Annotated in this window: 12 protein-coding genes; all 12 read right to left on the minus strand. The window is 60.9% G+C overall.

Annotation, left to right across the window (positions count from 1 at the left end; all coding sequences use genetic code 11):
• Positions 1-40 precede the first annotated feature (40 nt).
• The 12 genes from GGQ66_RS23380 to GGQ66_RS23385 all read right to left on the minus strand — a co-directional run bounded on the left by GGQ66_RS23380 (position 41) and on the right by GGQ66_RS23385 (position 13564).
• Positions 41-1651: a GMC family oxidoreductase gene (locus tag GGQ66_RS23380; RefSeq protein WP_183793586.1), complete on the minus strand. Its 1611-nt coding sequence runs from the start codon at positions 1649-1651 to the stop codon at positions 41-43.
• Positions 1652-1660: 9 nt separating this feature from the next.
• The gene (locus GGQ66_RS15265; protein WP_183793587.1) at positions 1661-2461 is read right to left on the minus strand and encodes an ABC transporter ATP-binding protein; all 801 of its coding nucleotides are present in this window, start codon (positions 2459-2461) and stop codon (positions 1661-1663) included.
• Between the two features lie 13 nt (positions 2462-2474).
• The gene (locus GGQ66_RS15270) at positions 2475-3275 is read right to left on the minus strand and encodes an ABC transporter permease (protein WP_183793588.1); all 801 of its coding nucleotides are present in this window, start codon (positions 3273-3275) and stop codon (positions 2475-2477) included.
• 106 nt (positions 3276-3381) lie between these two features.
• A complete protein-coding gene (locus tag GGQ66_RS15275; protein ID WP_183793589.1) occupies positions 3382-4371 on the minus strand; it encodes an ABC transporter substrate-binding protein in 990 nt (329 codons plus the stop codon).
• A gap of 207 nt (positions 4372-4578) precedes the next feature.
• Positions 4579-5523 carry a LysR family transcriptional regulator gene (locus GGQ66_RS15280; protein ID WP_183793590.1) on the minus strand — a complete coding sequence of 315 codons (945 nt, stop codon included), beginning with the start codon at positions 5521-5523 and terminating at the stop codon, positions 4579-4581.
• A gap of 72 nt (positions 5524-5595) precedes the next feature.
• Entirely contained in the window at positions 5596-7086 is a 1491-nt protein-coding gene (locus GGQ66_RS15285) for an aldehyde dehydrogenase (RefSeq protein ID WP_183793591.1), read from the minus strand.
• 21 nt (positions 7087-7107) lie between these two features.
• Positions 7108-7782: a DUF1028 domain-containing protein gene (locus GGQ66_RS15290; RefSeq protein WP_183793592.1), complete on the minus strand. Its 675-nt coding sequence runs from the start codon at positions 7780-7782 to the stop codon at positions 7108-7110.
• A 7-nt stretch (positions 7783-7789) separates the two neighbouring features.
• Positions 7790-8206, minus strand: a complete 417-nt coding sequence (locus GGQ66_RS15295; RefSeq protein WP_183793593.1) for a RidA family protein — start codon at positions 8204-8206, stop codon at positions 7790-7792.
• A 13-nt stretch (positions 8207-8219) separates the two neighbouring features.
• On the minus strand, positions 8220-9743 hold the full coding sequence (locus GGQ66_RS15300; protein ID WP_183793594.1) for a 4-hydroxyphenylacetate 3-hydroxylase family protein: 1524 nt from the start codon (positions 9741-9743) through the stop codon (positions 8220-8222).
• Positions 9744-9887: 144 nt separating this feature from the next.
• Positions 9888-11039 (minus strand): acetylornithine deacetylase, encoded by a 1152-nt coding sequence (argE, locus tag GGQ66_RS15305; protein ID WP_183793595.1) that lies wholly within the window; start codon positions 11037-11039, stop codon positions 9888-9890.
• Between the two features lie 12 nt (positions 11040-11051).
• Positions 11052-11420: a cupin domain-containing protein gene (locus tag GGQ66_RS15310; RefSeq protein ID WP_183793596.1), complete on the minus strand. Its 369-nt coding sequence runs from the start codon at positions 11418-11420 to the stop codon at positions 11052-11054.
• A 35-nt stretch (positions 11421-11455) separates the two neighbouring features.
• Entirely contained in the window at positions 11456-13564 is a 2109-nt protein-coding gene (locus GGQ66_RS23385) for an oxidoreductase (protein WP_370686359.1), read from the minus strand.
• Between the last annotated feature and the right edge of the window lie 43 nt (positions 13565-13607).

Genomic DNA, 13607 nt, shown 5'->3' on the forward strand with positions numbered 1-13607 from the left:
AACCATAACCACCACCGACCACTGATGTTCCGTCACTTCGTCAGATCGGCCGGAGGATGGCCCTCGATGCCATTTCACCAATCATCATCGATGGTGCATTGGTGTTCCCGCCGATCAGCGTCGGCATGATGGAAGCATCGGCGACACGCAGGTTTTCGAAGCCGCGCACTTTGAGATGTGTCGGATCAACGACCGCCATCGGATCGATCCCCATCTTCACCGTTCCGACCGGGTGATAGACCGTGAGGGCTTCGGCACGCAGATAGGCAAGAATATCGGCGTCCGTTCTGACATCCGGACCCGGCAGGATTTCCGGGCCCCGAATGGCATCGAAAACCGGCGATGCCAGGATTGACCGCGCGACCTTGATGCCTTCGACCAGGGTCAGCGCATCCTGCTCATCCGTGAAGAAGCGGTGATCGATGGCAAGCTGACGGCGCGTACCGTCGCGAACCAGCCTTACTTCGCCAATGCTTTTCGGGCGTAGCACGCAGGTGTGAACAGCATAGCCATGACCATATTCGACCAACCGGCCGCGATGGCTTCGATAACCGGGCACGAAATGGAACTGGATATCGGCGATATCGCCGGCATATTTCGTCTTGGCGAAGCCGCCCGCCTCGACATAATTGGTGGTCAGCATGCCCTTGCGCTGACCGAAATAGCGGAACGGCGCGGCCAGCACCGCCGGCAGGTTCGGCACGGAAAGACCGAGCGTCTTCGTGCTGCTGGACCGGACGGTAATCATGCCATCGACATGATCGCGCAGGTTCTTGCCAACCCCCGGAAGGTCGATCACCGGCATCACAGCTGCCGCCTTCAACTCCTCCGCCGGCCCGATGCCCGAGGCAAGCAGGATGCGCGGCGAGCCGATGGCGCCGGCTGACAACACCACCTCCGCCCGGCAGGTCAAGGTCTGCATCTGTCCTTCGCGCAGCACGTTTACACCGCCGACACGGCCATTGGCGTGGACGAGATCCAGCACTTCGGTTTCCGTCAGGATCGTGAGGTTCTTGCGATGCAGCACCGGGCGCACAAATGCCGTATAGGCGGAGAAACGCTCGCCCCGGTTCTGCGTGACATTATAGACCCCAAGACCGAACTGGGTCACGGCGTTGAAATCCCGGTTTTCCGGCAGACCGGCAGCCTGCCCCGCTTCCACCCACATTTTCGCGACCCCGTTCGGATCGCGGGGATTATCGACCAGCAATTCGCCGTCGAAACCATGGTAAGCGGGGTCCTGCCCAATGAGATTGCGTTCCAGCGACTTGAAGGTCTCCAGCACCTCGCTATAGGACCATCCGGCGCAGCCGAGCGCCGCCCACTCGTCATAATCCTGCGCGGCGCCGCGAATATAGACCATGGAATTGATGACGCTCGAGCCGCCAAGCGCCTTGCCACGATTGACGGGAATGCGGCGGTTGTTCAGTTCCGGCTGCGGCACACCCATATAGCCGTAATCGTATTTCGGATTACCATAGAGTGAGAGGATGCCGGCCGGAACGCGAACACGAAGGCTTTCATCACTGCCGCCCGCCTCGACCAGGCATACACGATGGGCCGGATTGGCGCTCAGCCGATTGGCCAGAACAGACCCGGCCGAGCCGGAACCGATGACGATGTAGTCGAATTCAGCGCTTTCCACGGTCACGTCCTCGTCTCAATGGTCGTCATCATCGTTCTTCAGAAGGTCCAGAATCTCGCGCTTCATGGCGATAAATGAGGGTTCCATCACGATATCCATCGTGCGTGGGCGGGGAATATCGACGCGGATTTCCTTCTTGATCTGGCCGGGCCGCCCGGACATGACCACGACCCGGTCGGCCAAAAGGATCGCCTCATCAATGTCGTGGGTCACGAACAGCACCGTCTTCTTGGTGTTTTCCCACACGCGCAGAAGCAGTTTCTGCATGCTGTGGCGGGTCTGGCTGTCCAGGGCGCCAAAGGGCTCGTCCATCAGCAGCACTTCCGGATCGTTGGCAAGTGCGCGGGCGATCGCCACGCGTTGCTTCATGCCGCCGGAAAGCTGGGAGGGATAGTGGTTGGCGAATTTCGACAGACCAACCTCGGCAAGGTAGTGGTCGACGATATCCTTGCGCTCGGCTGCCGGAAAGCCCTTCCGCTTTGGGCCGTACTCGACATTTTGCGCCACGGTCAGCCAGGGAAACAGCGTATACCCCTGAAACACCATGCCGCGATCCGGGCCGGGTTCGGTAACGGTCTTGTCACCCACCCGGATCGTGCCGTCCGTGCGGTCTTCCAACCCCGCAATAAGATAGAGAAGGCTCGACTTGCCGCAGCCCGAGGGGCCAACGATGACGCAGAACTCGTTGCGCTCGACATGAAAGGAGATGCCGTTCAGCGCCAGCACCGCGCTTTCGCCCTTGCCATATCGCAATACGACCTTGTCGATGGCGATGTCGGAGCTTCTGTGATCGTTCGAGAGGTTCAGGGCGGACATGACTGCAAATTCCTCAATGGGCCCAAGGCGCGAGTACGCGACGAACGAGGCGGAATATCTGATCGGTGATGAGGCCAAGAATGCCGATGAGCGCGATGGCCATGAAGATGACATCCACCTGGAAGCCGCGCATGGCCTTGAGCGAGATGTAACCGAGACCGGAGCGGGCGGCGACGAGTTCGGCAACCACGAGATAGGTCCAGGCCCAGCCCATGGTGACGCGCAGCACATCCATGACATTCGGCAGCGTCGCCGGCAGCACGATATGGAACACGGTCTCGATGCGGCGCGTGCCGAGCGTATAGGCGGCGTTGACGAGGTCGCGCGGCACGCTGCGGGCGCTATCGGCGATCATCACCAGTTGCTGGAAGAAGATGCCGAAAATGATGACGGCGACGCGTTGTTCGATGCCGATGCCGATCCACAGGATGAACAGCGGCACGAAGGACGTAACCGGCAAATAGCGGATGAAATTGACGAGCGGGTCAAGGAAAGCCTGAACGATCCGGTAGGTACCCATCATCAGCCCCAGGGGCACGGCAACGATGGACGACACGATGAAGCCGATCAGAACCACCTGAACGCTGGCGAGCATGTGTTCCCACAGCGAACCATCGGCCGCCATCTTGCCCATGGTGATGAGGACCGCTTCCGGCTTCGGCAGGAACATCTCCTTCACCGCGCCGGAATAGGTCAACGCAAACCAGCCTGCGACGACGAGCACCCAGACGAGAATGCTGACGGAAATCGCCAGGCTTTTCGGAATGGTGCGAAAGGGTGTGGTGACGGTCTTGAAGAGAGACTGATCGCTCACGGTTTTCTCCACGCCTGCTGCTTCCGGCACAGGCTTCGGCAATCGGGGGTGGGCCGGGACCCGAAGAAATGCCGGAGACGCGCGTACCCGCCTCCGGCGCTTGGTCTTACTTCGCGAGGAAGGACGGATCGACGAGGTCGTCGTACTTGATGTCCATCTTGAGCTTACCGAAGCCGCCCCAGATCTCGCTACCCAGCTTGATCAGTTTGCCGGCTTCGCCTTCATCGCCACCCTTGAAGAATTCGGCATTGCGTTCCTTGCCATAGAAATTCACACCGGCGGCCGAAGCAGCGAATTCCTTCGGGTCCGACAGCCAGCCGCCGACGCCCTTCGCCATGATTTCATAGGCTTTTTCCGGATTGGACTTGATGAATTCATTGGCCTTGTAAAGACCGTTCACCAGCGCTTCGATATCCTTCGGGTTCTTCTGGATGAAGTCGCAATTGACCGCCACAACGTCGACGATGAGACCCGGCGTCTTGGAGGAGTCGATCAGGACATGGCCTTTGTCGGCCTTCTTGGCCAGCGTCAGATGCGGCTCCCAGGTCACGGCCACCGGGATGCGGTCAGCCATGAAGGCGGCAGCGGCGTCGTCGGCGGTCATGTTGGTGATCTTGACATCCTTCTCGGTCAGACCAGCCTGTTTCAGGAGGATGTTGAACCAGAACTGCGAGACGGAGCCCTCGTTCATCGCCACTTCCTTGCCCTTGATATCGGCAAGGCTCTTGACATCCTTGGGGGTTAGAACGCCGTCGCCGCCATGGCTGTCGTCAAGCGCGTAGACGGATTTGAAGCAGACGTCCTTGGAACGGTACTTCATGATTTCATCAACGGTCGAAGCGCTGCCATCAAGTTCGCCGGCCGCAGCAGCGGCCATGTAGAGCGCCGATTCCTCGATGACCTCGAGCTTGACGTCGAGGCCGCCTTCCTTGAAGTAACCGAGGTCGCGGGCGAGGAAGAGCGGGCCGTAACCCACCCAGGTCGTCATGCCGAGACGCAGCGTGCCGGCCTGCGCCACGGTGCCGACGGCGGCAACGGCGATGGCGACACCGGTTGCGAGCGCCGCCTTGCGAAGCTTGGAAAGAGTATTCTTCATTGCGTTCCCCTTTGTTTGACTGGGCGGCGTCATGGCGCGCGCCTTTCGAGATTCCGCTTGGGGAATGGCCGTCAAAGGCGGCTCCCTTCCCGTCCAGCCACCTGCTTTCGCGTGGCGACAAGAAGAGCAAAGCACGCTTCATTCGTCGGAAAAATAATCATTTTCAGTGCACCTGCTTAGGCATAACCTAAGCAGGCAGGCGCGCAATCACCGGCGCTTCTGGCTCATGGCCGGCGCTACCATACCGGGTATGTAAGCATCGGAAATAAACGCGCGGGAATGGCTTTCGAACGCGCTCATAAGCCTTGATTTCCGCAGTGATTTCAATGTCGCAAAGCCGATCGTCATCGGCCGGTGTTCGCCGGAGAGGCGAACGCGCACAACCTTGCGCCCGTCAAGCGCTGTATCCGAACGTGGCGTGACATTGGCAAGCGTGTAACCGTAGCCATTGGCCACCATGGTGCGAATGACATCGGGATGCGATATCCGGAAGGCAATGTTGGGCTGGAGCCCTTCCTTGAGGAACAGCGCAAGGAAATATTCGCTCGATAACGGCAGGTCGAGAAAGATCATCGGCTCCTGCACCAGTTCCTGCAAGGTGACCGCCGAATGCCTTGCCAGCGGATGCCCCTCGCCGACAAGCGCATGCACCGGCAGGTCCACCAGCGGCGTAAATGCCACGTCATCGGGGATTTGCAGGTCATAGGTGATGGCAATGTCGATCATCGCCCGGCGCAGACCGGACAGGAGAAGTTCCTGATGATCGGCATGCGGGCGGATCGTCGCCTTGGGAAAGCCGGCGGTGAAAGACAACGCCAGTTCCGGCAGGATCATCGGGGCCAGTGTCGTCAGGCAACCGACGTTGAGTTGGCCTCGGACTTCGTCGCTCGCCTCAGAGGCAACGCCGTACAGCGACTCCGCCTGTTCGATCAGTCGCTTGGCTTCCAGCAGCATCGCCCGGCCCGCCGGCGTCAGCGAAAGACCCTGGGCGTGGTGGCGCACGAAGAGCTGAACATCCAGTTCCTGCTCAAGCTGCGAGATTGCCGTCGAAATCGACGGTTGGGAAATATTGATCCGCTCGGAGGCCTGCGTGATGCTGCCGGTTTCCCCGGCAGCAATGAAATATTCGAGTTGTCTCAGCGTAAAGCGCATGGATCGCCCGGTTCACTGGTTCAGTTTTCCAGAACCTAAACCGTTCCTGGATCGGATGGAATGACCTCTGGTCTAGTATTTGATCCAGGTGGTCTTCAATCCGCTGAACTTGTCGAACGCGTGAAGCGAAAGGTCACGCCCTATCCCCGATTGCTTGAAACCACCGAACGGTGTCATCGGCGAAAGCGCATCGACCGTGTTCACCGACACCGTGCCGGCCTTGAGCTTGTCGGAGACCCGATGGGCACGCGACAGGTTCGAGGTCCAGACGGAAGCGGCAAGCCCATAGATCGTATCATTGGCCAGCCCGATCGCCTCCGCTTCCGTATCGAAGGTGGTAACGGCGAGAACTGGACCGAAAACCTCTTCACGCGACAGGCGGTCATCAGCCGCCACATCGGCAAAAATCGTCGGCTGAACGAAGCAACCCTTGCCATCGATGCTGACCCGCTCACCACCCGTCACCAGCCGGCTCGTGGCCTTGGCGTGATCGATGAAGGACAGGATGCGTCCCGTCTGCGCCTCATCGACAATCGCACCCATGGTCGAGGCGGGATCGAGCGGATTTCCCGGCACATAGCGCGCCGCCCGTTCCGCCATCTTCTCCAGGAAGGTTTCGGCAATGGATTTCTCCACCAGCAGCCTGGAATTGGCCGAGCAAATTTCTCCCTGATTGAAAAAGATGCCGAAGGCGGCCATATCGGCGGCGGCGTCCAGATCCTCGCAATCGGCAAAAATCAGGTTTGGGCTCTTGCCGCCGCATTCCAGCCAGACCTGCTTCATGTTCGACTGCGCGGAATAGCCAAGGAAATATTTCCCGACCTGCGTCGAGCCGGTGAAGGTGATGCAATCGACATCGGGATGAAGGCCGAGCGCCCGACCCGTGATCTCGCCAAGGCCCGGAACGACGTTGAGAACGCCGTCGGGAAGGCCAGCTTCAACAGCCAGTTCGGCAAGACGCAGCGCGGAAAGCGGCGACTGTTCGGCAGGCTTCAGCACCACGGAATTGCCCATGGCAAGGGCGGGCGCACATTTCCATGTCGCCATGTCGAGCGGAAAATTCCACGGCACCACCGCACCGACAACACCAAGCGCCTCGCGTCGCACCAGCGCCAGATTGCCGGCACCGGTGGGCGCCACCTCGTCATAAACCTTGTCGATCGCTTCCGCATACCATTGGAAAATGGCGGCAGAGCCGGGAACGTCGATGGTCGCGGCATCCGTGACCAGCTTGCCCATGTCGAGGCTGTCGAGCAGGGCCAGTTCCACGCTGTTTTCGCGAATGAGATCGGCAAGGCGCAGCAAGACGGCCTTGCGTTCCGCCGGTGAACGGCCCGACCAGCGTCCGTCCTCGAAGGCGGCACGGGCGGAACGCACGGCACGATCCACATCGGCTTCGCCGCAGGCCGCGACCTTGGCAAGCAACGCACCCGTGGCCGGATTGATGCTGTCAAAAGTCTCCCCTGAAAGGGCGTCGACCGGCTTGCCATCAATGAAGGCCTTGTCGCGCAGGCGCAGGCCCGCAGCATCCTTCACCCAGTCATGCTTCGTCCGTTCCACCATGGTCAGTCTTCCTTCACAAGATCAGAGATCGCCCGGCACGCCATAACTCGGCGCAGCGGTCGGGTCTATTGCGCGGGTTACGTAATCCTCTAGCTGGGGCTTGTAGAGGTTCCAGAGCGTACCAAGCGCGTCGAGCGGGTTGCTCTCGGCCCAGTCTACCCTGAGATCGGCCACAGGCCAGGTCACATCGCGCACGAGATAAAGCCCCGCCGAATGCACCGGGCCGGCTTCTCCGCCCGCAACAAGACCGGCCTGCATCGCCGCCAAAAGCCGGTCGCCGAGATGGCCTTCGGCCCGTTCGAAGGCCGCAACGATAGCGGCGGGAACAGCCGTGTTCGCCAGAAGATTGCCGGCCGCTGCACAATTTGCGCCCTTCGCTGTCGCATTCACACCCAGCGTATGTTCACCCGAGTGGATGGCGGCGTGGCCCTCGGCATCGAGAATGACCACCTGCCGCCACGGCGCCGTCTCGTAGCCTTCCAGAAGGCGGACAAGGGCCGCTTCCGCCGAAAGGCCGCTGGCCAGAAGATCGAGCCCCTTCGGACCGAGCGAGGGATCGGTGATGTTCTGGGTCGCCACCACACCGACGCCAGCGCGGGCATGGGCGCATCGCGCCGCGACCGCCGGCGACGACGAGGAGATGGCAATCCCCAGCATTCCGGTCTTTTCGCAGCGCGCGGAAATCGAAAAGGTCATCGGGTGTTTACTCCGGAATGACGGCGGTAACGTCGATTTCGACCAGCCATTCCGGCCGGGCCAGCGCCGAAACCACGATGCCGGTCGAAACCGGGAAAACGCCCTTCAGCCACTTGCCAACGACGCGGTAAACCTGCTCGCGGTAGCGCGGATCAACGATGTAGATGACGATCTTGGTGATGTGGGCGAGTTCGGAACCGGACTCTTCCAGCAGCATCTTGATGTTCGTCATGGCCTGTTCGGCCTGCGCGGTTACGTCACCAACGCCGACATTCTCAGAGGTATCGAGGTTCTGGCCGATCTGCCCACGCACGAAGACCATCGTTCCCTTGGCGACGACGGCCTGGCAGAGATCGTTGTCGAGTTTCTGCTCGGGATAGGTGTCCTTGGTGTTGAACATGCGAATACGCTTGTGAACGGGCATGGGAATGCGTCTCCTATTCGGCTGCCGTTTTCAGGGAAGTGTTGGTATCGAACCACTGGCTGACAGCACTGTCTCCGGGGGTGCGGGTACGTTCGCCGAGCACCTTTTCGGAAAGCCCGGCAGCCTTCTGCACCAGTTCGAGCGGACCGTCCCAGTCGAAATTGCGGTAGACGGCGGCCAGATGCGCGAAAGGCGGCGACTGGGCGAAAAGCTGGAAGGTTAGCCGGTGGCCGGCATAATCGGAATTCAGCATGTCGCGGGCGAAAGCAAGAAGCTTGCGGCGATCTTCGGCCACCCAGTCCTCATTGACGGTGTAGAACTTGGAAAGCCATGGCCGTGTTGCCTCCGCGTCGAAAGCGGCCTTGTCGGGCGTCACGCAGATCTGGCCACCGCACAGTTCACGGGCGATGTGCATCACCTCGTGAAGCTGCGAGCAGGCCAGAACCCGGCCGGAATAGAGCAGTGACTGGTTCGGCATCAGAAGCCCGCCCGGCGATCGCTCGGCCAGCGCGATGGCCGCCGTCAGATGGGCATTGATACCTTCGCGGTAGACGGCAAGCTGCGCCAGCTTTTCCTGAACCGCCTGTTGCTTGTCGAGGCCGGTCTGGCGGGCATTGAAGAGCGCTGCGCCGATCAGCATATCGGCAAATTTCAGGTTGCGCTGAACGAAGGCGAAGGCGGAATAGCGGTGCAGAGTGGCGCGGATGAACATTGCCGCGCGCGTGTGCCTGTAAAAGAGAACGTTCTCCCACGGGATCAACACGTCATCGAAGATCACCAGCGTATCGATTTCATCGAACCGGTTGGAGAGCGGATAGTCTTCGGACGGCGCGCGTCCGGCAAAGCCGGTGCGGCAGATGAACTTCAGGCCCGGCGAGCCGAGATCGCAGATGAAGCCGACGGCATAATCGGAATAGGCCGCATCGCCCCAGTTGGCAATGGTCGGCTTGGTGAAGGCCTGATTCGCATAGGCTGCCGCCGTCTCGTACTTCGCGCCGCGCACGACAATGCCGGTATCGGTCTCCCTGACGACATGCAGAAGCATGTCGGGGTCCTGATCCTGCGGCGGGCGGGAGCGATCACCCTTCGGATCCGTATTGGCCGAAACGTGGAAAGGGTCGGCTTTCAGTACGCGGGAAATGTGGTTGCGGATATTGGCGGAGAATTGCGGATCGACCTCGTTCAGCACATCCTGACCGTCGAACAGCGACCACATCTCGCCGACCGTCTCGTCCCCGACGCGCGTGACGATGCCGCCGATGTCTTCCAGCAGCGTATCCGTGGCGCGGCGCTTGTCCCACCAGTCGCTTTGAGTATGCGGCAGCTTGTTGCCGATCGCGCTCCACTCGCCATCCTCACGATAGGCCATGATGTGGCGCTTGGCCGGATCGTGTTGCATGTCATGGATGCGGGCGCGGATGTCGACGAGTGGCTTGAACATCGGGTGCGAGGCGATATCCTTCACCCGCTCGCCGCCGATGTAGACCTCGCGGCCATCCCTTATGGATTCGAGATACTCGGCGCCTGTCCGGATCATATCTGTCTCTCCCGCCGCGCGGAAAGGTCGGCACATCCGACCCTTCATGCAGTCGTGCCACTGTGGCAGGGGCAACAGGTTTCGGAAATTATTTCTTTCGGAAATTCTGCTTAGGTTTATCCGAAACAGAAGGATCAGCCATCCTCACATGGTAAGCGTTCCCGCAAGCCGGCCCAGCATTGTGCGGCAGGCTTCCATCTGCGCGCGGGACACGAACTCATCGGCCTTGTGCCCCTGCTCCATGCTGCCCGGCCCGCAAACCAGAACCGGCGTCTCCAGCGCCCGCGAAAACAACCCGCCTTCCGTACCGAAAGCGACCTTCACCGCCCGGCCAGCGCCGGCAAGGGAAAGCCCCCGGGCCACGACCTCGCCGTTACCGGAAGCGCCGAGCCCCGGATAATCATTGACCACATCGATGGTGATGCCGGTACCTGCAAAGCGCTGCCTCGCCACGTTGGAAATCGCCTCGGCCTTGTCGAACAGCCGCTCCATGAGCCGCTTCGGATCGTCTTCCGCCACATTCCGGATCTCGAAATCCAGCGCGCAGCTTTCCGGCACGATGTTGAGCGCCGTTCCGCCCGCAATCACACCGGCATGAACGGTGGAGTAGGGAATATCGTAGTCGAGGTCACGCGCGCCGGTTTCAGCAAGCTCCGCCTGAAGCGCACGGATTTCCGACAGAAAGTCGGCTGCGAGATGAATGGCGTTGAGGCCGGTCGGCGCCAGCGCCGAGTGGGCGGCAACCCCACAGCATGTCGCGCGGGCGGCAAGCTTGCCCTTGTGGCCGGAGGCAACCTGCATCGCTGTCGGCTCGCCGATCAGCACCCATTCGGGCCGCAATCCATCCTTGGCAAGTTCGGCCAGCATGGGGCGAACGCCAACACAGCCGATTTCCTCATCATAGGAAAGGGCGAGATGCAACGGCTTGGAAAGCGCCTGCCCCCTCGCCAGCAGCATGGCCTCGATGGCGCAGGCCACGAAGCCCTTCATATCCGTCGTGCCGCGACCATAAAGCAACCCGTCCCGCTCGATCAACCGGAAGGGATCGCTCGTCCATGCCTGCCCATCCACCGGCACCACATCCGTGTGGCCGGAGAGAACGACCCCGCCTGCCCCCAGCGGGCCGACGGTGGCAAAGAGCGACGCACGATCACCGCTCTCCGAGGGGTAGAGCCGGCTTTCGATACCAGCTTCGGCAAGAACGGCGTCAACATAGCGGATCAGATCGATGTTGCCATCGCGGCTGACAGAGGGAAAGGCGATCAGCCGTTCGAGGATGTCATAGGCGTTTGTCATGCGATCAGGCGATCACAGATCAACCGTCGTCGCAAGATAGCTCTTGCGGATTGCATCCGAGCGGATGTCCCACAGCACGGTCGCCCCCTTGGCAATGATCCAGCTTTCGCCGGGACCGTAAAGAACCGTTTCGCCGGTCGCCTCGTCGGTAATGGCCAGTTCGCCATCAAGCAGTGTCGCATGCTCGTGAAAGGGATAGGTCACGCGATACTTGCCCTTCGTGGCACTGTAGAGCCCGCCCGAAACGGCGCTTTCGAACGTGCCGTAAAGCAGCTTGCCGGCGCATTTGATGGGGCCTTCAACGGTTGCGGCGCCGATGTCTTCCGGGGAACCCCAATCGTCGAGAGTTTCGCGCGGCATGTCGAGTTTGAAAGAAAGCATGATCATTCCTTTGAATAAGTCTTTGAAACAGGTCGTCAGAGCGGGAGAAGTTCGGTGATTTCGCGCTTGAACGGCAGTGCGCCATCGGCCAGCGGCTCGCCATCCAGTTCCTCGGCATAGCGACGGCCGGCGTAAGTGGCATGGGCAATGGTCGCAGGCGCCAACGCATCGCCGATGGCGGTGATGCTTTCGATGCCGGCGTCGGCCCATTCCGCCGCGCGGGCCTTGAGGTCGAGGAACAGCGCCTCGTTCGGCAGACGGGCGGTGACAAGCACCACCGCGTCAGCCTCCAGCCTTTCCTGCCGGCCGGTGAACATGCAGGATATAGTCGCTTCACCCGCCGCGATTGCATCGACAGCGGTGAAATTGCGGATCGAAACACCCTTTTCGATCAACCGCTTCTGGATGAAGTGCTGCTCCATCGTGTTGCGCGTCCAGGTCGAGGCTTCGGACGCCGGCGTGAGATAGAGCGTCTCATAGCCCTTCTCCGCCAGAAGCTCGGCCATCACACCGCCCATGTAGTAATGATCATCATCCCACACGAGCACGCGCTTGCCCTTGGGCAACACGCCCGCCATCAGATCGGACGGACAGAGCACCTCGGCGCCTTCGGCAATCGCAATCGGCTGGGTGTGGAGATGGCCCACGCCATCCTTGCGCCAGGTCGCGCCGGTGGCAATGGCGATGCGCGGTACACCGAAAGCCAGCACGTCATCCGCCGTCAGCCGGCTATCGAAATAGGTTTCGACATTGGCGAGTTGGTTGAGTTGCAGCTTGCGGTAATCCGCAACGCGCACCCAGGCCGAAAGACCGGGCAACTTCGCTTCCTGCAGGGCGCGGCCACCCAGCTCCGTTCCGGCTTCGGCCAAAAGAACCGGATAACCGCGCTTGCCGAGTGTCTGCGCCGCCTCCAGCCCAGCCGGACCGCCGCCGACGATCAAAACGGGCTTTTCGGAGCGCGCCTTGCGGACCTTTTCCGGATGCCAGCCCTTGCGCCACTCCTCGGCCATGGTCGGGTTCTGGGTGCAGCGCACCGGTGACATGGTGAAATCGCCGGAAACACAGATGTTGCAGCCGATGCATTCGCGTATATCGTCGAACCGGCCTTCCTCGATCTTCTTCGGCAGAAAGGGATCGGCAATCGACGGCCTTGCAGCGCCAATGAGATCGAGAACGCCCTTGTTGACGAGGCTGACCATGCGGTCCACCGAGGTGTAGCGCCCGACGCCGACCACCGGCTTGGAAGTCAACCGCTTGACGCCCATGATGAACGGTTCTTGCGCCCCCTCTTCCGCGAAGCGCGAGGTACGGCTATCATTTTCCCAACCGGCGAGCGTCACGTCCCAAAGATCGGGCAGATCGGCCATGATGCCGATCATGTCCTCTACCTCCTCCTTGTAGAGCCCCCCCTCGCCCAGAAGCTCGTCGGTGGAAATGCGGATCGGCACGGCGCAGGTATCACCCACCGCCGCCTTGGTATCTTCGGTGATTTCACGCAGCAGACGGATGCGGTTCTCGATCGGACCGCCATATTCATCCGTGCGGGTGTTGTAACGCCGCGACAGGAAGTGATGCAGAAAGCCGAGCGCATGGGCGGCATAGACATAAATGAGGTCAAAGCCGGCGCGCTTGGCCCGCCTCACCGCCTCGAGATGCCATTTGCGGATGTTGCGGATGTCCTGCATATCCATGCGTCGCGCCTGCACCGGATCATAGGTGAAGGTGGCGACCGGCAGATGCGCCGGGCCCATCGGCACTTCGCGGGTATAAAGGTTCGGGCCGTTCATGCCGTTATAGGCCAACTCGATCCCGGCCAGCGACCCGCCCTCATGGATCTTGTCCACCATGCGCGAAAGCGCAGGAATATCGCGGTCATCCCACAGGCGCAGTTCGATGAACGGTGTGATTTCCGAGGTGTAGTGAAACTCCACCTGCTCGGTGCAGACCACACCCCAGCCGCCTTCCGCCTTCACGCCGCGCATGTGTGCAAGCGCAGTCGGATCGCGATACCCCATGCCATTGCAATGGGGCACCTGATAAAAGCGGTTGCGCGCCGTAACGGGACCGATTTTCACCGGCTCGAAAAGAACGTCGTATTGGCTCGGCCGCTTCTGCGGCGTGCCCCATTCCACCCAATCACTCACGGATGCCTCCCTGCGTTTTCCATTCTCACGATACGAGATGCAT

Origin of the sequence: Allorhizobium borbori (genome assembly GCF_014196535.1) — a bacterium.
Classification (GTDB): Bacteria; Pseudomonadota; Alphaproteobacteria; order Rhizobiales; family Rhizobiaceae; genus Ectorhizobium; species Ectorhizobium borbori.